The following is a 15,898-nucleotide window of genomic DNA, read 5'->3' as shown; positions in this document are numbered from 1 at the left end:
TTTGCGCTCTGCAGGGCGCCAGGGTGCCCGGGCAGGGATAAGGCTTAGGAGAAACCGGACTCCTTGCTACACTGCGGTGCCCCACAGAGGAAAAATCACATGGAATGTCGTCAGGGATGCGGTGCCTGCTGCATCGCCCCCAGCATCAGCAGTCCCATTCCCGGCATGCCGGACGGCAAACCGGCCGGGGTGCCCTGCGTGCAGCTCGATGTGCACCTGGGGTGCAAGATCTTCGGCCAGCCCGAGCGCCCGGCGGTGTGCGGCGGCTTTCAGCCCATGGCGGATGTGTGCGGCTCTCACCGCCAGGAGGCCATCTGGCTGATCGGCGAGCTGGAGCGGCTGACGGCCTGAGCCCTTGACCCTCTCCCTCAGGGAGAAGGGGGGCTTGTACCCCCTCATCCCCAACCCTTCTCCCGCGAGGGGAGAAGGGAGAGCCGCCATTCGGCGCCATCCCAATAAAAAGAGGCCGCAATTGCGGCCTCTTTTTGTTCCGTGACGGGCAAGGGTCAGACGTCCGCCAGTTGCAGAGCCTGACGGTAATACTCGTTGGCCTTGTTGGTGAGCCTGCGCTTGTCCATCACCTGGCCGAGGGCGTGGTAGAGGGCGGCATCCGGTGCCTTCGCCACCTCCTGCTCCAGCAGACGCTGGGCTTCGTCCAGCTGACCGGCCAGCAGGCAGACCCGTGCCAGCGCCGCTTCGGCGCCCGGCTGATCCTGGATCTTTCTGAGCAGGGCCAGCATGGGCTGGTAGTCGTCCAGCTTGAGCCTGGGCAGACGGGCGAACAGCTCGGGGGTGGGATCCTTGCGCAGGGCCTCCAGCCAGAGATCGGCGGCCTCGGCATCGGCGCCCAGCCGGCGCAGGTGATCCCCGTAGCTGGCCAGCAGCACGGGCTCCTGGCGCAGCTTGCGGGGCATCCCCTGCCAGACCGGGCGCAGGGTCTCCAGCGCACCGCTGGCGGCCTCCAGCCGGCCGGTCCAGGCCTGGTGCAGCAGGGCCTCCTCCTGCTGGGCCGTCAGTTTGCCCACCTTGCGCAGGGCCGGGGCGAGATCGATCAGGGCCGTCCAGTCCTCACGGGCTAGGTACACCTGACGCAGCTGATCCAGCACCATGGGGTGACGTGGATGCAGGGCATAGATGGATTCGAGGCGGCCGAGGGCGCTGTCGTACTGGCCCTGCTCGATCTGCAGCTGGGTCTGGATCAGGGTCAGTGCCAGCTCCGCCTTGGGGTTCTCTTCCTGGGCTTTCTGCAGGTAGTGATCCCGGCGCACGTCATCGCCACGGGCCTGGGCCACCCGGGCGGCGCTCAGGTAGTTGAGCAGCGGGGTGTCGCTGTTGTCGGCGCCCTTGATGAGCAGCTTCTCGGCCTGGTTGTAGTGCCCCTCGGCCATGGCCAGGGTGGCGTTGACGGTTTGCAGGTTCGCCTTGCGGCGACGGCGGGAACCGAACCAGCCTTGCGTCTTGCGGCGCAGGCCGAACACCCGGCCGAGCAGCCACTCGACGATGAGCAGGGCGCCGTAGAACAGCACCGCCAGGATCACCGCGCTGGTGACTGAGGACTCCACCGTGTAGTTGCCGAGCGAGATGAGCACATAACCCTTGTTACCTGAGGCTTCGGGACCGAAGACGAGGCCCGCCACCATGACGGCGACTATGACGATCAGACGAATCATGGTCTCCTCCTCAGTTGCCGGCCAGGATGCGTTGCAGGCGCTCGGTCAGCACCTGCTCCAGCATGGCCTGGGTCTTGAACTGATCCGGATAGTCGAACTGGATCTGCTCCCCTTTGAGCTTGTCGAGCTCGGTCTGCATGTAGTGGGTGGCGCTGTTTTCAGTGTCGAAGTATTGGGTCAGCCAGCGCTGGGCCTTCTCCAGGCTGTCGGTGTAGAGCGCCTGCTGCTCCCGATAGACGGCGAGCTGGGCCTGCAGCAGCTTGGTCTTGAGGTTCTCCCGCAGGAAGATCTCCTGCTGCGGGGAGAGCAGGGCCTCCACGGCGCCGTCGCGGCGGCGGATGGTGATGAAGTTCTCGGTGAACTTGACCCAGTTCTTCTTGAGATTGCTCTGCCACTCGTCCGGGTTGGTGCTGACGGTCTGGTCGGGCTCGCTCTTGGCTTCGGGCATGCTGACGGTGGAGAGGGGCAGCAGCTCGATCTGATCGGAGAGGGCGGCCAGCTTCAGGGTCAGCCCCTCGCGATCGACCCGCGGCATCCCCTTGAGCTGGGCGATGTCTTCCGCCAGCGCCTTGCGAATGGGCATCAGGCTGGGATCGTTGAGCGCCTTGATTCGCTCGTCGGCATTGCCGAGCAAGGTGATGGCGGAGATAAGGTCGTGTTCGAGCCACAGCTTGCGGCCCGCCATGCGGACCAGGTATTCGGATTCGGCCAGCATCCAGTCGTTGGGCCTCTTGTCGTCGAGATCCAGCACCTTGGTCTGCAGGGCGCCCAGGGCCTCCTGCAACTGCTGCTGGCTCTTGCCGAGGGCGCCGATCTGTTCGGCATCCTTGCTGCTGCTCTGCTCCAGCTTGCCCATGACCTCGGCCAGCTGCTGCTTGAGGGCGCCTATCTCCCCCTGCTGGGTGACGGCATTCTTGTGGCCGTGCAGGTAGAGGCCGCCGGTCAGCCCCAGGGCCAGCAGGATTGCGATGCCGCCGAGCACGGCGCCGGAGCCGCCTTTCTTGCCGGCAGGGGCCTTCTGGCCTGGCTTGTTGTTGTCGGCCACGGGGGCCGCGGCACTCGGCTGGACTTCTTGCTGTTCAGTCATTCCATCTTCCTCAGTTCCAGGGCGGCCACCAGAGCCTGGTTGGATGCACCTTGGGCAATCACGATACGGGTAAAACCAGCTCCCTCGGCCATCTCGGCCACCCGGGGACTGGGCACCACCAGCAGGCGGTCATGGAGCCAGGGGTGCTGCGGGCCGGGCACCAGGGCCAGCAACCGCTGCAGCAGTTCACCGCTGGTGATGAGCAGGCTGTCGAGGCCGGCCGCCTGCCAGCGGCGGGTCAATGCGTCCCCGTCAAGATCGGGGTAGTGGCGCTCGTAGGTGGCACAATAGTGCACCAGTGCGCCGCGTGAGGCCAGCGTCCGGGCGATGAGATCCCGCCCGTCGTTGCCGCGCAGGATCAGTACCCGCTTGCCGTTCACCTGTTGCAGGCCGGGCAGGGCCAGCAGGCCTTCGCTGCGGGGATCGTCCGGGCGCAGCGCCTGGATGCCCGCCTCGGCGAAGGCGTCCGCGCTGGCCTGGCCGACCGCAAAGTACTCAATATGTGGCCAGGTCTGACCAGTTTGCAACAGAAAATGATGAGCAAAATGAACTGCATGCACGCTGACGGCGATAACGAGGTCGGCATTTTGCAGCATGTCAGCCAGGCGGGGGAGGTCGCTGCCCGCCACGGTTTCCAGCAGCGGGCAGCAGAGCGGTGCGTGGCCCTGCTGGCGCAGCAGTGTCGCCAGCTCGGCGGCCTGGGCGGCCGGGCGCACCACCAGGGGGACCATCAGATCTTCCCCATCGCCAGGGACCGGATGGCCAACCGGTCCGCGCTCATGCCCGGTAGACCTCGGCCAGGATGGCATCGGCCCCGTAGGCCAGCAGGCGCCGGGCCAGCCGCTCCCCCAGGGCCTCGCCCTCGGCCAGGGGCCCGCGGATCTCGTCGCGGATGACCCGGGTGCCGTCCGGGCTGCCCACCAGGCCGCGCAGCCAGACTTCCTCCCCCTGCACCAGGGCATAGGCTCCGATGGGGACCTGGCAGCCCCCCTGCAGGGCGCGGTTCATGGCCCGCTCGGTCAGCACCCGGATGCGGGTCTCGGCGTGCTCCAGCGGCGCCAGCAGGGCGTGCAGCTCAACATCGTCCAGGCGGCATTCGATGCCAACCGCCCCCTGGCCGTTGGCGGGCAGGCTCTGCTCCGGCTCGATGAAGGCGGCGATGCGATGGGCCATCTCCAGCCGTTTCAGGCCGGCGGCGGCGAGGATGATGGCGTCGTAGTCACCGGCGTCCAGCTTGGCGAGGCGGGTGTTGACGTTGCCGCGCAGGTCGCGGATCACCAGGTCCGGGCGGGCGGCCCGCAGCTGGCACTGGCGGCGCAGGCTGGAGGTGCCGACCACGGCCCCCTGGGGCAGCTCGTCTATCTGGCTGAAACGGTTGGAGACGAAGGCATCGCGCGGGTCTTCCCGCTCGCAGATGGTGTGCAGGCCAAGCCCCTCGGGAAACTCCACCGGCACGTCTTTCATGGAGTGGACCGCGATGTCGGCCCGCCCCTCCAGCATGGCAGTCTCCAGCTCCTTGACGAACAGCCCCTTGCCACCGACCTTGGCGAGCGGGGTATCCAGGATCTTGTCACCCTGGGTGCTCATGGGCACCAGTTCGACCTGCAGATCGGGATGGAGTGCCTCCAGCCGATCTTTCACAAAGTTGGCCTGCCACAGGGCCAGTGGGCTCTTGCGAGTGGCGATTCTCAGGGTTCGGGCTGCCATATCAATCAGTTGTTTCATCTTTAGAGAGGAAAACGATCTTACCACCCTTTGCAGGGGCTTTCATGGCGCAGCCCGCAAAAGCGGGGCCAAGCTCAAAAACGGTGGCCGAAATTAATTTTCATTCCGCCTGGAATTGATTTTAATATATTGAAATTAAAGTGTTTTATTGCTTTCCAATGATACCTTTGCGAGACCGCCCAGAAATAATCCGGTGATTGTGTGCGGGCTTGTTTACCACTGCTGTTTGCATTGTTAACATGATCACACTTTTTTGACGTCTCCCCGTTTTGGTGCGTCATTTCTATCCCCGATAGGTAGGGCATTGCTGGTAAAACTCGACACGCTGGTGGCGCGCTACGACGAACTCAATCGTCTCAAGACGCAACGGGCGCTGGATCTCATGAGTCGCTACGGGCAGCAGGTTTTCCACCTGCTGCCCGTCATGCTGCACTTCAACCATCCCCTGCTGCCCGGTTATGTGGCAGGGGACGTGCCTCATGGCATCTGGAGTTTCGTCGCCAACGACGCCCAGCAGGCCTTCATCCAGGATCTCTGCCAGAACGCCAACTGCCAGGGGGGGCTCAGCACCCACGACAAGTCGATCCAGGGCCTCTACACCATGGGGAGCACCTCCTCCATCGGCCAGTGCTGCCACTCGGATCTCGACATCTGGGTCTGCCACGTGGCCGGCCTGTCCCAGGATCGCCTCGCCCTGCTGGAGCAGAAGTGCCAGCACCTCTCCCTCTGGGCGGAGCAGCGGGGGGTCGATCTCAACTTCTTCCTGATCCCCGAGGACAAGTTCCGCCAGCGCAACGATGCCCAGATGCAGGGGGAGAGCTGCGGCAGCGCCCAGCACCTGCTCTTGCTCGACGAGTTCTACCGCAGCGCCATGCACATCGCCGGCAAGCGGCTGCTCTGGTATCTGGTGCCCGGCGAGTATGACGATCACTACGACGACTACGTGAAGGGCCTGTTTGCCCACGGCAAGCTGAGCCAGGATGACTGGCTCGATCTCGGCGGCTTCAACCGCATTCCGGCCGAGGAGTATTTCGGCTCCGCCCTCTGGCAGCTCTACAAGGGCATCGACTCCCCCTACAAGGCGGTGCTCAAGTCGGTGCTGATGGAGGCTTACTCCCACGAGTATCCCAACACCCGGCTGCTGTCGGTGACCAGCCGCGACTGGTTCCAGCACAACGAGGGGATGCACTACCGCCTCGACAACTACTGCCTGATGCTGGACAAGGTGACCAACTACCTCAAGTCCATCGGCGACATGCAGCGCCTCGATCTGGTGCGCCGCTGCTTCTACCTCAAGGTGTGCGACGGCCTGAGCCATCCCAAGGAGGATCACTCCCCGGACTGGCGCCGGGAGCAGATGGCCCAGCTGGTGGCCTACTGGGGCTGGAGCCCGGAGCGGCTGCACCACCTGGATCACCGCCAGGAGTGGAAGGTGGAGGACGTCAAGGTGGCCTACGCCGAGTTGCTGGAGGCCCTGATGCAGAGCTACCGCAACCTCATCCAGTTCGCCCGGCGCAACAACATCAGCGAGTCCATCAACCCGGAAGACATCGGCATCCTGTCGCGCAAGCTCTATGCGGCGTTCGAGAGCCTGCCGGGCAAGGTGCAGCGCATCAACCTCAAGATAGCGCCGGATCTCGGCGAGCCGGACCTCAGCCTGGTGCAGGTGCCCCATGGCCGCCTGAACCGTGCCGGCTGGTATCTCTACAAGCATTCCCTCGAGCCCGCCGACATCATAGGTCGGGCGCCGCTCGAATATAACGGCTACATCAGCAAGCTGGTGGCCTGGGCCTATTTCAACGGCCTGCTGACCCCCCAGTCCCGGGTGCACCTGTTCAACCAGGGCTCGGATCTGCACATCGACAACCTGCACCAGTTCTGCCGCGATCTGTCCGGGACCTTCCCGGTCAAGTACCCGCGCGCCACCAATCTGGCCCTGAGCCGGCCGTGCGAGATCCGCCAGCTCTCCATCTTCCTGAACCTGGAGACGGATCCGTCCAGCCACTGGGTGGGGCAGGTGATCGAGTTTGACGCCAACGCCGCCGATGTCTTCTCGTTCGGTCGCAACCAGGAATGTCTGGTGGGGTCGGTGGATCTGGTCTATCGCAACTCCTGGAGCGAGATCCGCACCCTGCACTTCGAGGGGGAGGAGGCGGTGGTGGACGCCCTCACCACCATACTCGGCAAGATGCACCAGGACGCCGCGGCCCCCGAGATGATAGAGGTGTTCTGCTACAGCCAGCACTTCCGCTCCCTGGTGCGCACCCGCTTCCAGCAGCTGGTGGCCGAGTGCATCGAGCTGCGACTGGCCCGGGACAAGCAGCAGCTGGTCAAGACCCTGGCGCTCGGCAAGGAGAAGTACGGCATCTTCTTCGAGCGGCGCGGGGTCTCGGTCAAGAAGCTGGAGAACGCCATCGACTTCTACCGCCACATCTCCCACAACAAGCTGGATCACCTGCCGCTGCGCCTCGACAAGACCCACAGCCAGCACCTGCCCGGCATCGTCGACGCCTACGCCAGCGAAGGGCTGGTGCAGTTCTTCTTCGATACCCGGGATGCGGGCACCAACATCTATATCCTGGACGAGGCGAACCGGGTGGAGATCTACCAGCACTTCGCCGGCAACAAGGACGAGCTGGTGCAAGGGGTGAACCGCTTCTACACCTCGGGCCACGAGCGGTTCAGCAATGCGGGCCAGTTCAGCAACTTCAACCTGCCCCAGTACTACGAGATCGTGCAGGTGGGCGACAAGCTGGAGGTGATCCCCTACCGCAGCCAGAGCCCGCAGCGGGACAATCCGGGGGCGGCCCGGGAAGTGGGGTGATGAATGCGGGGTGAGGAGCCACGCATCGCCATAAGGGATAAAAGCAAACGGCCTGCATGATGCAGGCCGTTGTCGTATTTGGGGGGCAGTCAGGCGCTTAGGCAGGCCAGCAGCCAGCGACGGATGTCGTCGAGCTGCGGGCGGCAGATCTCGTGGCGCATGGGGTACTCGTGCCACTCGGGGCTGAGTCCCGCCGCCTCCAGCCGGTTCTTGGCGTCCCAGCCCATGGAGAGGCTCACCACGTCGTCGTAGATGCCGTGCATGTAGCAGATGGGCAGGTCGCGGGCGGCCTCGCTCATCTCCCCCAGCAGGGTATCGGGGGCCGCCAGGTAGGTGGACATGCAGAGCAGGCCCGCCAGGGGAGTCGGATAGCGCAGGGCGGTCTCGGCGGCGATGACGCCCCCCTGGGAGAAGCCGGCCAGCACGATGCGCTCGGGGGCGAAGCCCTCGGCCACCAGCCGATCCAGCAGGGCCGCGATCCGGTCGGCGGATTCGTGCACATGGGAGGCCACGGCGCGATCCGCCGGATCCTCGAAGCTCTTGATGTCGTACCAGCCGCGCATCCGGTAGCCCATGTTGATGGTGATGGGCCGCTCGGGCGCGTCTGGCAGCAGGTGGCGGATGGGCAGGTCGCTGGGCAGGGCCAGCGCCTCCACCAGGGGGGCGAGGCCGGCGCCTGAGTCACCCAGCCCGTGCAGCCACACTACCGCATGGCGGGCACCCTGGGGGTGCAGGTCGATCATGGGAAGACCACGGGCTCACCGGCCTGGCTGGTACAGGCCCGGGTCAGCAGGGTCTTGAGCTCGTCGCCGAAGCGGTTGTCGATCCAGCTGTCGCCGCGCAGCTCGAAGTGGAAGCCGTTCTCCCGGGTGGCGACCCAGATCTGGTGCAGGGGTTCCTGCTTGTTGATGATGACCTTGGTCTTGTTCTCGAAACTCAGGGTCAGCACGCCGCCGGCCCGTTCGCAGTCGATATCCGGATACCCCTCGTCGATGACGTCTTCCACATACTGGAAAAAGGCGTCGGTCAGGGCGTGATACTCGTGATCCTTCATCGGTTTATCCTGTTGCTTTTAACAATGTGAGTGCGATTATAGAGGGCCAAAAATTTTTTCGCAGCGAACCATTATGATTACCCAGTTCACCAAATGCCTGTTTGCCGCGTCGCTGTCGCTCGGGTTGGCCGCCTGTGGCCTGACGGGGCCGCTCTACATGCCGCCGGCCGAACAGAGCGCGCCTGCCGAGCAGGCACCGGCACAGCCCAAGACAGAGAGTACACCGCAAGCCGTCTCGCCTGCGACCGCCAAACCGGCCTCAGAGGCCGCGCCGCAATAATCTAGGAAGGAACCGCCCCCTTGGATCACTTTAACTACGACGCAGACGGTCAGCTTCAGGCCGAACAGCTTCCCCTGCAACGGCTTGCCGAGCAGTACGGCACACCGCTCTATGTCTATTCCCGCGCCACTCTGGAACGCCACTGGCACGCCTTCGACCAGGCGGCGGGCGACATCCCCCACCTGATCTGCTACGCGGTCAAGGCCAACTCCAACCTTGCCCTGCTCAACCTGCTGGCGCGCCTCGGTTCGGGGTTCGACATCGTCTCCGGCGGCGAGCTGTCACGGGTGCTGGCGGCGGGCGGTGATCCGGCCAAGGTGGTCTTCTCCGGCGTCGCCAAGAGCGAGGCCGAGATGCGCCTCGCGCTGGAAAAAGAGATCCTCTGCTTCAACCTGGAGTCGGAAGCCGAGCTGGAGCGCCTGAACCGGGTGGCGGGCAGCATGGGCAAGAAGGCGCGGGTCTCGGTGCGGGTCAACCCCGATATCGACGCCGGCACCCACCCCTACATCTCCACCGGTCTCAAGCAGAACAAGTTCGGCATCCCCATCGAGCAGGCACCCGCCATCTACCGCAAGGCGGCGGCCATGGCCCACATCGAGATCAAGGGGGTGGATTGCCATATCGGGTCCCAGCTCACCGAGCTCAATCCCTTTATGGAGGCGGCGGACAAGCTGCTGAGGCTCATCGACGAGCTCGCGGCGGAAGGCATCCACATCCATCACCTGGACGTGGGCGGGGGCCTGGGAGTCAACTATGGCGCCGAACAGCCGCCGCACCCCACCGAGTACGCCGAGGCGCTCAAGCAGAAGCTGGCGGGTCGGGATCTGACCCTGCTGTTCGAGCCGGGTCGCGCCATCGTCGCCAATGCCGGCGTGCTGCTGACCCGGGTGGAGTTCCTGAAGCCCGGCGAGACCCGCAACTTCGCCCTGATCGACGCCGGCATGAACGACCTGCTGCGCCCCTCCCTCTACGGTGCCTGGATGAACATCATCGAGGTGGACAGCCGCGCGACTCACGAGAAGGCGCTCTACGACGTGGTGGGCCCGGTGTGCGAGACCGGCGACTTCCTCGGCAAGGAGCGAACCCTGGCGATCGCCGAGGGCTCCCTGCTGGCGGTGCGTTCCGCCGGGGCCTACGGCTTCACCATGTCCTCCAACTACAACACCCGTCCCCGTGCGGCCGAGGTGCTGGTGGACGGCGACCAGGCCCACCTCATCCGGGAGCGCGAGCAGTTGGCCGATCTCTGGCGCGGCGAACACCTGCTGCCTTGATCGATATGGATTTTCTGCGTTCCTCCATGTGAGAGCGTGATTAACGGTGAGACAGGAACGCGCGATGTTGATTGAGTTTTCCAAAATGCACGGCCTGGGGAACGACTTCATGGTGGTGGACGGCGTCACCCAGAAGGTGTTCTTCAGCAGCGACATCATCAAGAAGCTGGCGGATCGCCACTTCGGCATCGGCTTCGACCAGCTGCTGCTGGTGGAGCCGCCCTATGATCCCGAGCTCGACTTCCACTACCGCATCTTCAATGCGGACGGCAGCGAGGTGGAGCAGTGCGGCAACGGGGCCCGCTGTTTCGCCCGCTTCGTGCGCCTCAAGGGGCTGGTCAACCGGGATCGCATCGCGGTCAGCACGGCCCGTGGCCGGATCACATTGCAGCTGGAGGGGGAGAACCAGGTCACGGTGAACATGGGGGTACCCCAGTTCGAGCCGGGCAAGATCCCGTTCCGGGCCCAGAAGGCGGAGAAGACCTACCTGCTGCGGGCCCAGGAGCACACTGTGATGTGCGGCGCCGTTTCCATGGGCAATCCCCACTGCGTCATCGAGGTGCCCTCGGTGGCGGACGCCCCGGTGGAGACCCTGGGGCCCATCATGGAGCGCCACGAACGCTTCCCCGAGCGGGTCAACGTCGGCTTCATGGAGATGGTCAGCGCCAGCGAGATCAAGCTGCGGGTGTTCGAGCGCGGGGTGGGGGAGACGCTCGCCTGCGGCACCGGGGCCTGTGCGGCCGTGGTGGTCGGCATCAGCCAGGGCAAGCTCAAGGAGCGGGTCACCGTCACCCTGCCGGGTGGCAAGCTGACCATCGCCTGGAAGGGACCGGGCCAGCCGGTCTACATGACGGGACCGGCCGAGCACGTGTTCGACGGCCAGATAGAGTTATAGCGAGCGAGCCGGGGCAACCCGGCTCCAACAACGGATCATATCGGGGCCCTTGGCCCCTTTTTCGGATGGATCAACCAAGTTATGAGCGAACTCAAACGGCAGGAATCACTGGTGGATGAAGCCACAGTGCTGGAGTACCTGGCCCGTTACCCCGAGTTTTTCCAGCGCCACGGGGCCATGCTGGACCGGATCCGCATCCCCCATGCGCAGAAGGGCACCGTCTCCCTGGTGGAGCGCCAACTGGACAGGCAGCGCGAGCGCATCGAGCAGCTGGAGCAGGAGATCACCGAGCTGATGGGGGTCGCCAGCGAGAACGAGCGGATCTTCCGGGTCTACGCGGATCTCTACGGGGAGATCTATGGCTGCCAGACCCTGTTCGAGCTGAGCGCCGTGATGGGCAAGGCCTTCGTGCAGCGGCTGCGGCTCACCGGCCTGCGGCTCTGGCTCAGTCCGAAGCATTTCCAGCTGAGCGGCCCCGAGCAGCGTTTCCTGGCAGAGGGCCGGCAGCTCGATCAACTGCTGGGCCAGCGCCTGCCGGGCACTGACTACTACTTCGGCCGTCTCAACCAGGGCGAGAAGCAGGCGCTGTTCGGCAACGACGTCCTGGTCAACTCGGTGGCCCTGATGCGGCTCGGCGAGCTCGGCGTGCTGGCCTTCGCGAGCTCGGATCCCAGCCACTTCACCCCCCACAACGACACCCTGCTGCTGGGCCAGCTGGGTCGCCTGCTGCAACTGCGCCTGCCCGAGCTGGCCCGTGGCTAAGGTGCCGACCCGATCCACCCAGGTGCCGTCAGCCGCCGAGCCCCTGCCGGCGGCACTGGCCGACGAACTGGCGGCCTTTATCGAATACCTGAGGGTCGAGCGTCAGCTCAGCCCACACACCCGCAGCAACTACCAGGCGCACCTGGAGGCCATGACCGCCGAGCTGGTGCGTCTCGGCCTGACCGACTGGGCGCACCTGGAGGGAAGCCAGGTGCGCAGCCTGGTGACCAGGATGCACAAGGGGGGGCTGGCCCCCCGTTCGCTCGCCACCAAGCTCTCCGCCCTGCGCAGCTTCTGTGACTGGCAGGTGCGCCAGGGGCGGATCACCGCCAACCCGGCGCGGGGCATCGCCACCCCCAAGCTGGGGCGGCCGCTGCCCAAGAACCTGGACGTGGACGAGATGTACCAGCTGCTCAACATCACCGACGAGCAGGACCCGCTGGCGGTGCGGGATCGCGCCATCATGGAGCTGATGTACTCCTCCGGCCTGCGCCTCGCCGAGCTGGTGGGGCTGAACCTCGCGGACGTGAAGCTGGACGAGCGCCAGCTCAGGGTGATCGGCAAGGGAGCGCGGGAGCGGGTGCTGCCCATGGGGCGGATGGCGGTGGAGTGGCTGCAGAAGTGGCTGAAGGTGCGCCCCCTGCTGGCCGGCGACGAGGCAGAGGCGCTGTTCGTCTCCCAGCGCAAGCGGCGGCTGTCGGCCCGCTCGGTGCAGGAGCGGCTCGACGGCTGGGGCAACAAGCAGGCCCTCAACGCCCACGTCCATCCCCACAAGCTGCGCCACAGCTTCGCCACCCACATGCTGGAGTCCTCCGGCGATCTGCGGGCGGTGCAGGAGCTGCTGGGCCACGCGGATCTCTCCACCACCCAGATCTACACCCACCTCGACTTCCAGCACCTGGCCAAGGTGTATGACAATGCCCACCCGAGAGCCAGGCGGGATCCCGCAACGCCGGAGGATGAGTGATGTGGTGGGTTATCTGCGGGTATGACAATGTCCACGTTGCCAGGGCCTGGCGGGACTCCGCCGTGCCGAATGAGGAGTAGAGAGGAGTAGCCATGCAGTTTTACCGTCGCTGGCAGCCGGTGGCCGCCATCTCGTTCGATCTGGACGATACCCTCTATGACAACGGTCCCGCCATCGCACGGGCCGAGCAGTGGATGTTGAGCCACCTGCGCAGCGAATATCTGGCCACCGCCATGCTGGACAAGCCGCGCTGGCTGGAGCTCAAGCGCCAGCTGCTGCTGGCCCGGCCCGAGTTGCGCCAGGACGTCAGCCTGGCGCGCCGGCAGGGCATTCGCGAGGCCCTGGTGCAGGGGGGCATGGCCCCCGCGCTGGCGGAGCAGGAGGCGGCGCGGGTGTTCGCGGCCTTCCTCGCCGAGCGCTCGAAGATAGAGGTGAGCGAGGGGACCCATCGCCTGCTGGCCAGACTTGCCGAGCGTTATCCCCTGGCGGTGATCACCAACGGCAACCTGGATCTGGCGCTGGCGGGTCTGGCTGGCTACTTCACCCTGGTCTGCAAGGCCGGGGCGGGCGCCAGGATGAAGCCGGCGCCGGACATGTTCGTGCAGGTGCAAGAGGCCTTCGGCCTCGCCCCAGGCCGGATCCTGCACGTGGGGGATCACCCCGAGACCGACGTGCTGGGGGCTGGGTTGCACGGCTTTCGTGCCGCCTGGCTCAACGACCGCGGCCAGCCCTGGCAGTCGCTGTCGCTGCTGCCGGACGTGGAGCTGGGGGCGCTCTCCGAGCTGGCCGACTTGCTGCTGTGACCGGGGGCGTTGGGATGAACAGGCGGAGACAGGGAAAAAGATGCGCGGGGACGGCGGTTTGTTTGTCCTTGGCGCGAACTGACAAGGGAGTGCAGAGGTGAGTGGAATGAAGGGCGTCATCTGGCTGGCCATCCCCATGGTGCTGGCGGGGTGCGATCTGCTGCGCGACAGCTATCGGGTGGAGTTCAGGGATGGCTCCTGGCGGGAGATATCCATCTCTCCTTTCTCGGATGAGGCGCACTGGCGCGAGGGGTGTGCCACCGGCGAGATCCTGGTGGACATGACCCTGCCCCTGAAGCGGGGCAAGGTGGTGGAGGGGCGGGAACAGCTGCTCATCGGCGGCGAGCTGTTCGAGCTGGAGGAGGCCCGCCTCTATCGCGGCAACGGCGCCGTGCTCGGGCAGGCGCCTGACCATATCCAGCGAGGTCTCAAGGGGCTGGATGTCTGCCGTACCCTGCGTCCTGCCCGCGGTGCCCTGCCCAAGCTCAAGGGCAAGGGATTCGGCGATTAGCCCGCCCGCTGCCGGTATTGGCGGCAGGCGTCACCGAACGCCTTGAACAACTTGACGGAGTGGGGGTTCTCCGTCGCCTTCCACTCCGGGTGCCACTGCACCGCCAGGGTGAACTGGGGCAGCGCCGGCGCGTGGATCGCCTCGATCAGGCCGTCCTCGGCGTGGGCCAGTGGCGCCAGCCCGGCCCCCAGCCGCCGGATCCCCTGGCCGTGCAGGGAGTTGACCGGGATCTGCGGCTCCCCCATCAGTTCCGCAAACCAGGTGCCGGGCACCAGGCTCACCCTGTGGCTGTGGCCATACTGCTCATCCACGGGATCGTCCGCATCCTCCCTGTGATCCGCATAGCCGGGTTCGCAATAGACCTTCTGATGTATGTCCCCGCCGAGGGCCACGTTGATCTCCTGCATGCCGCGGCAGATGCCGAGCAGTGGCAGCCCCCTGTCGATGGCGGCGCGCACCAGGGGAATGTCGAACAGATCCCTGTCCCTGTCCTGGGGTTTCTCCGGGGTGAGGTTGTCCTGGCCGTAGAGGGTGGGATCTATGTTGGAGCCGGCACCGCTCAGATAGACGCCGTCGGCGAGATCCAGATACTGCTCCAGATCCTCGGTGCCGCAGCAGGTGGGCACCAGCAGGGGCACGCAGCCGCTGATCTCCACCAGGGGGGTGATGTATTTGTGGGTCATTACCTGGTAGGCGTGGCCGCTACGGGCCTGGGCTCCCATGGTCATCAGTACGACGGGTTTGGAATGGGAACTGGGGTTGGGCATAGGTCACCTTGACTATCCTTGTCGGTCTCATCCTGCGCCTTGGGAAGGCCCTTGCCGTGGGGTGCTCGCAAAGGCATGCCTCAAGGCATGGTCATGGGATCAGGGTCGTGCCGTGGTGCCAGAATCGTCGGTCAGCCTGGGCAACGACAGCCTGGATCCTGACTCCAGTCTGCCAAGGCCGTTCAATATGTCAAACGAAATGATGCAACTATGTTAACCGGTGGCGTGGCTCAGCCAAGTTGAGTCCCATTTTCAGGGGGTTGTAGAGAGGCGGACGGGGATCCAGGGTATTTCATGGTGGATATATTAAACATTCGGCCCGGATGGCCGGATAGCAGAAGGGCCCCGCAGGGCCCCTCGTCGACTCAGGCTGTCAGGATGAACTCTTCTATCACCCTGGCCACGCCGTCCTCGTCGTTGCGGCTGGTGGTGTGCCGGGCCAGCGCCTTGATCTCGTCGGTGGCGTTGCCCATGGCCACGCCGAGCCCGGCATATTCGATCATGTGGCGGTCGTTGCCCGCATCCCCCACCGCGATCACCTGGGCGGCGGTCAGGCCCAGGTGCTCCGCCAGGGCGGCCACGCCGGTGCCCTTGTTGCTGCGCTTGTTCATGAACTCGAGGAAGTAGGGAGAGCTGCGCACCACCGTATAGCGCTCGTAGAGCTCGGCGGGCAGCCGGGCGATGGCGCGGGAGAGCAGGGGCTCGGGGTCTATCATCATCACCTTCATGATCTGCTCGTCGGCTGGCAGGGTGGCGAAGTCCACCAGGTTGATCGGCATCTTGATCAGCCGTGACTCGTGCTCAGTGTAGGGGCTGACCCTGGGGCTGATGAGACCCTGGCTCACGGAGAAGCCGTGAACGTTCACCCCCAGCTCGCTGGCCAGGTGGGCGATGGCGCTGGCATCGCTGCCGGTCAGCAACTGGCTGCGGATGATGCGCTGCTCCGCCACCTGCTGCACCAGGGCACCGTTGTAGCAGATGACGTAGTCATCCTGGCCGGTGAGACCGAGCTCGGCCAGATAGGCCGTCATGCCTTCCAGCGGACGACCCGAGGTCAGGACCACGGTCACGCCCCTGGCGCGAGCCGCCGTGATGGCGGCCTGGGTGCGGGGGGAGATCCGGCCCTCTGGGGTCAGCAGGGTGCCATCCATATCCAATGCGATCAGCTTGTACATCTTCTCACTACCTGAGTCTGGCCGGCCCGCCCTGTGGGGCCATGGGGAGGCCGAGTGTAGCGAAAATTGCCGCCGGGATCACGAGTTGAAGGGTTGCATAGGCGGTG

17 protein-coding genes are annotated in these 15,898 nt (G+C 65.3%); 9 read left to right on the top strand and 8 right to left on the bottom strand.

Annotation, left to right across the window (positions count from 1 at the left end; translation table 11 throughout):
• Positions 1-99 precede the first annotated feature (99 nt).
• Positions 100-351: a YkgJ family cysteine cluster protein gene (locus tag R2B70_RS18125; protein ID WP_318162154.1), complete on the top strand. Its 252-nt coding sequence runs from the start codon at positions 100-102 to the stop codon at positions 349-351.
• A gap of 155 nt (positions 352-506) precedes the next feature.
• Here the strand turns inward: R2B70_RS18125 and R2B70_RS18120 are convergent, their stop codons facing one another.
• Genes R2B70_RS18120 through hemC form a run of 4 tightly spaced genes read right to left on the bottom strand, consistent with a single transcriptional unit; the run spans position 507 to position 4,464 of the window.
• Positions 507-1,670 (bottom strand): heme biosynthesis HemY N-terminal domain-containing protein, encoded by a 1,164-nt coding sequence (locus R2B70_RS18120; protein ID WP_318162153.1) that lies wholly within the window; start codon positions 1,668-1,670, stop codon positions 507-509.
• A gap of 10 nt (positions 1,671-1,680) precedes the next feature.
• Positions 1,681-2,757: a uroporphyrinogen-III C-methyltransferase gene (locus tag R2B70_RS18115; RefSeq protein WP_219143387.1), complete on the bottom strand. Its 1,077-nt coding sequence runs from the start codon at positions 2,755-2,757 to the stop codon at positions 1,681-1,683.
• Complete coding sequence (locus R2B70_RS18110) at positions 2,754-3,488, bottom strand: uroporphyrinogen-III synthase (protein WP_219143388.1); 735 nt, start codon at positions 3,486-3,488, stop codon at positions 2,754-2,756. The genes R2B70_RS18115 and R2B70_RS18110 overlap by 4 nt, the downstream gene beginning before the upstream one ends.
• Positions 3,489-3,534: 46 nt before the next feature.
• Positions 3,535-4,464, bottom strand: a complete 930-nt coding sequence (hemC, locus tag R2B70_RS18105; protein ID WP_318162152.1) for a hydroxymethylbilane synthase — start codon at positions 4,462-4,464, stop codon at positions 3,535-3,537.
• 322 nt (positions 4,465-4,786) lie between these two features.
• On the opposite strand from hemC, the gene R2B70_RS18100 reads away from it, so the two are divergent.
• A complete protein-coding gene (locus tag R2B70_RS18100) occupies positions 4,787-7,306 on the top strand; it encodes a class I adenylate cyclase (RefSeq protein WP_318162151.1) in 2,520 nt (839 codons plus the stop codon).
• An 89-nt stretch (positions 7,307-7,395) separates the two neighbouring features.
• On the opposite strand, the gene R2B70_RS18095 is transcribed toward R2B70_RS18100, so the two are convergent.
• Both R2B70_RS18095 and cyaY read right to left on the bottom strand, forming a co-directional pair.
• Entirely contained in the window at positions 7,396-8,049 is a 654-nt protein-coding gene (locus R2B70_RS18095) for an alpha/beta hydrolase (RefSeq protein ID WP_318162150.1), read from the bottom strand.
• Positions 8,046-8,360, bottom strand: coding sequence for an iron donor protein CyaY (cyaY, locus tag R2B70_RS18090; RefSeq protein WP_042077902.1), 315 nt, complete (start codon positions 8,358-8,360; stop codon positions 8,046-8,048). Before cyaY ends, R2B70_RS18095 begins: the two co-directional genes overlap by 4 nt.
• Positions 8,361-8,433: 73 nt before the next feature.
• Here cyaY and lptM point away from each other — a divergent pair, with 73 nt between their 5' ends.
• From lptM to R2B70_RS18055, 7 genes are all read left to right on the top strand, one after another.
• Positions 8,434-8,640 carry an LPS translocon maturation chaperone LptM gene (gene lptM, locus R2B70_RS18085; RefSeq protein ID WP_219143391.1) on the top strand — a complete coding sequence of 69 codons (207 nt, stop codon included), beginning with the start codon at positions 8,434-8,436 and terminating at the stop codon, positions 8,638-8,640.
• 20 nt (positions 8,641-8,660) lie between these two features.
• Positions 8,661-9,911, top strand: a complete 1,251-nt coding sequence (gene lysA / locus R2B70_RS18080; RefSeq protein ID WP_318162149.1) for a diaminopimelate decarboxylase — start codon at positions 8,661-8,663, stop codon at positions 9,909-9,911.
• A gap of 64 nt (positions 9,912-9,975) precedes the next feature.
• Entirely contained in the window at positions 9,976-10,806 is an 831-nt protein-coding gene (gene dapF, locus R2B70_RS18075; RefSeq protein WP_209793743.1) for a diaminopimelate epimerase, read from the top strand.
• An 81-nt stretch (positions 10,807-10,887) separates the two neighbouring features.
• Entirely contained in the window at positions 10,888-11,568 is a 681-nt protein-coding gene (locus R2B70_RS18070) for a DUF484 family protein (protein WP_042077897.1), read from the top strand.
• Positions 11,561-12,535, top strand: a complete 975-nt coding sequence (gene xerC / locus R2B70_RS18065) for a tyrosine recombinase XerC (RefSeq protein ID WP_042077896.1) — start codon at positions 11,561-11,563, stop codon at positions 12,533-12,535. Before R2B70_RS18070 ends, xerC begins: the two co-directional genes overlap by 8 nt.
• A gap of 92 nt (positions 12,536-12,627) precedes the next feature.
• Positions 12,628-13,338: an HAD-IA family hydrolase gene (locus R2B70_RS18060; RefSeq protein WP_318162148.1), complete on the top strand. Its 711-nt coding sequence runs from the start codon at positions 12,628-12,630 to the stop codon at positions 13,336-13,338.
• A 106-nt stretch (positions 13,339-13,444) separates the two neighbouring features.
• On the top strand, positions 13,445-13,849 hold the full coding sequence (locus tag R2B70_RS18055) for a hypothetical protein (RefSeq protein ID WP_042077893.1): 405 nt from the start codon (positions 13,445-13,447) through the stop codon (positions 13,847-13,849).
• Here R2B70_RS18055 and R2B70_RS18050 read toward each other — a convergent pair.
• A complete protein-coding gene (locus R2B70_RS18050; protein ID WP_042077892.1) occupies positions 13,846-14,616 on the bottom strand; it encodes a gamma-glutamyl-gamma-aminobutyrate hydrolase family protein in 771 nt (256 codons plus the stop codon). The genes R2B70_RS18055 and R2B70_RS18050 overlap by 4 nt on opposite strands.
• Before the next feature lie 365 nt (positions 14,617-14,981).
• Positions 14,982-15,791: a sugar-phosphatase gene (gene yidA, locus R2B70_RS18045; RefSeq protein ID WP_042077890.1), complete on the bottom strand. Its 810-nt coding sequence runs from the start codon at positions 15,789-15,791 to the stop codon at positions 14,982-14,984.
• Between the last annotated feature and the right edge of the window lie 107 nt (positions 15,792-15,898).

Origin of the sequence: Aeromonas sp. XH (assembly GCF_033348475.1) — a bacterium.
In the GTDB taxonomy this organism is placed as follows: Bacteria; Pseudomonadota; Gammaproteobacteria; order Enterobacterales; family Aeromonadaceae; genus Aeromonas; species Aeromonas sanarellii.
Note: the sequence above shows the minus strand (reverse complement) of the source record. Positions and strands in the feature narration are given on the sequence as shown.

What these genes read in the sequence shown, in the direction of transcription:
- R2B70_RS18125 (WP_318162154.1), top strand. Translation starts at nt 100, where the DNA reads ATGGAATGTCGTCAGGGATGCGGTGCCTGCTGCATCGCCCCCAGCATC.
- R2B70_RS18120 (WP_318162153.1), bottom strand. Translation starts at nt 1,670, where the DNA reads ATGATTCGTCTGATCGTCATAGTCGCCGTCATGGTGGCGGGCCTCGTC.
- R2B70_RS18115 (WP_219143387.1), bottom strand. Translation starts at nt 2,757, where the DNA reads ATGACTGAACAGCAAGAAGTCCAGCCGAGTGCCGCGGCCCCCGTGGCC.
- R2B70_RS18110 (WP_219143388.1), bottom strand. Translation starts at nt 3,488, where the DNA reads ATGGTCCCCCTGGTGGTGCGCCCGGCCGCCCAGGCCGCCGAGCTGGCG.
- hemC (WP_318162152.1), bottom strand. Translation starts at nt 4,464, where the DNA reads ATGGCAGCCCGAACCCTGAGAATCGCCACTCGCAAGAGCCCACTGGCC.
- R2B70_RS18095 (WP_318162150.1), bottom strand. Translation starts at nt 8,049, where the DNA reads ATGATCGACCTGCACCCCCAGGGTGCCCGCCATGCGGTAGTGTGGCTG.
- cyaY (WP_042077902.1), bottom strand. Translation starts at nt 8,360, where the DNA reads ATGAAGGATCACGAGTATCACGCCCTGACCGACGCCTTTTTCCAGTAT.
- lptM (WP_219143391.1), top strand. Translation starts at nt 8,434, where the DNA reads ATGATTACCCAGTTCACCAAATGCCTGTTTGCCGCGTCGCTGTCGCTC.
- dapF (WP_209793743.1), top strand. Translation starts at nt 9,976, where the DNA reads ATGTTGATTGAGTTTTCCAAAATGCACGGCCTGGGGAACGACTTCATG.
- R2B70_RS18070 (WP_042077897.1), top strand. Translation starts at nt 10,888, where the DNA reads ATGAGCGAACTCAAACGGCAGGAATCACTGGTGGATGAAGCCACAGTG.
- R2B70_RS18060 (WP_318162148.1), top strand. Translation starts at nt 12,628, where the DNA reads ATGCAGTTTTACCGTCGCTGGCAGCCGGTGGCCGCCATCTCGTTCGAT.
- R2B70_RS18055 (WP_042077893.1), top strand. Translation starts at nt 13,445, where the DNA reads ATGAAGGGCGTCATCTGGCTGGCCATCCCCATGGTGCTGGCGGGGTGC.
- R2B70_RS18050 (WP_042077892.1), bottom strand. Translation starts at nt 14,616, where the DNA reads ATGCCCAACCCCAGTTCCCATTCCAAACCCGTCGTACTGATGACCATG.
- yidA (WP_042077890.1), bottom strand. Translation starts at nt 15,791, where the DNA reads ATGTACAAGCTGATCGCATTGGATATGGATGGCACCCTGCTGACCCCA.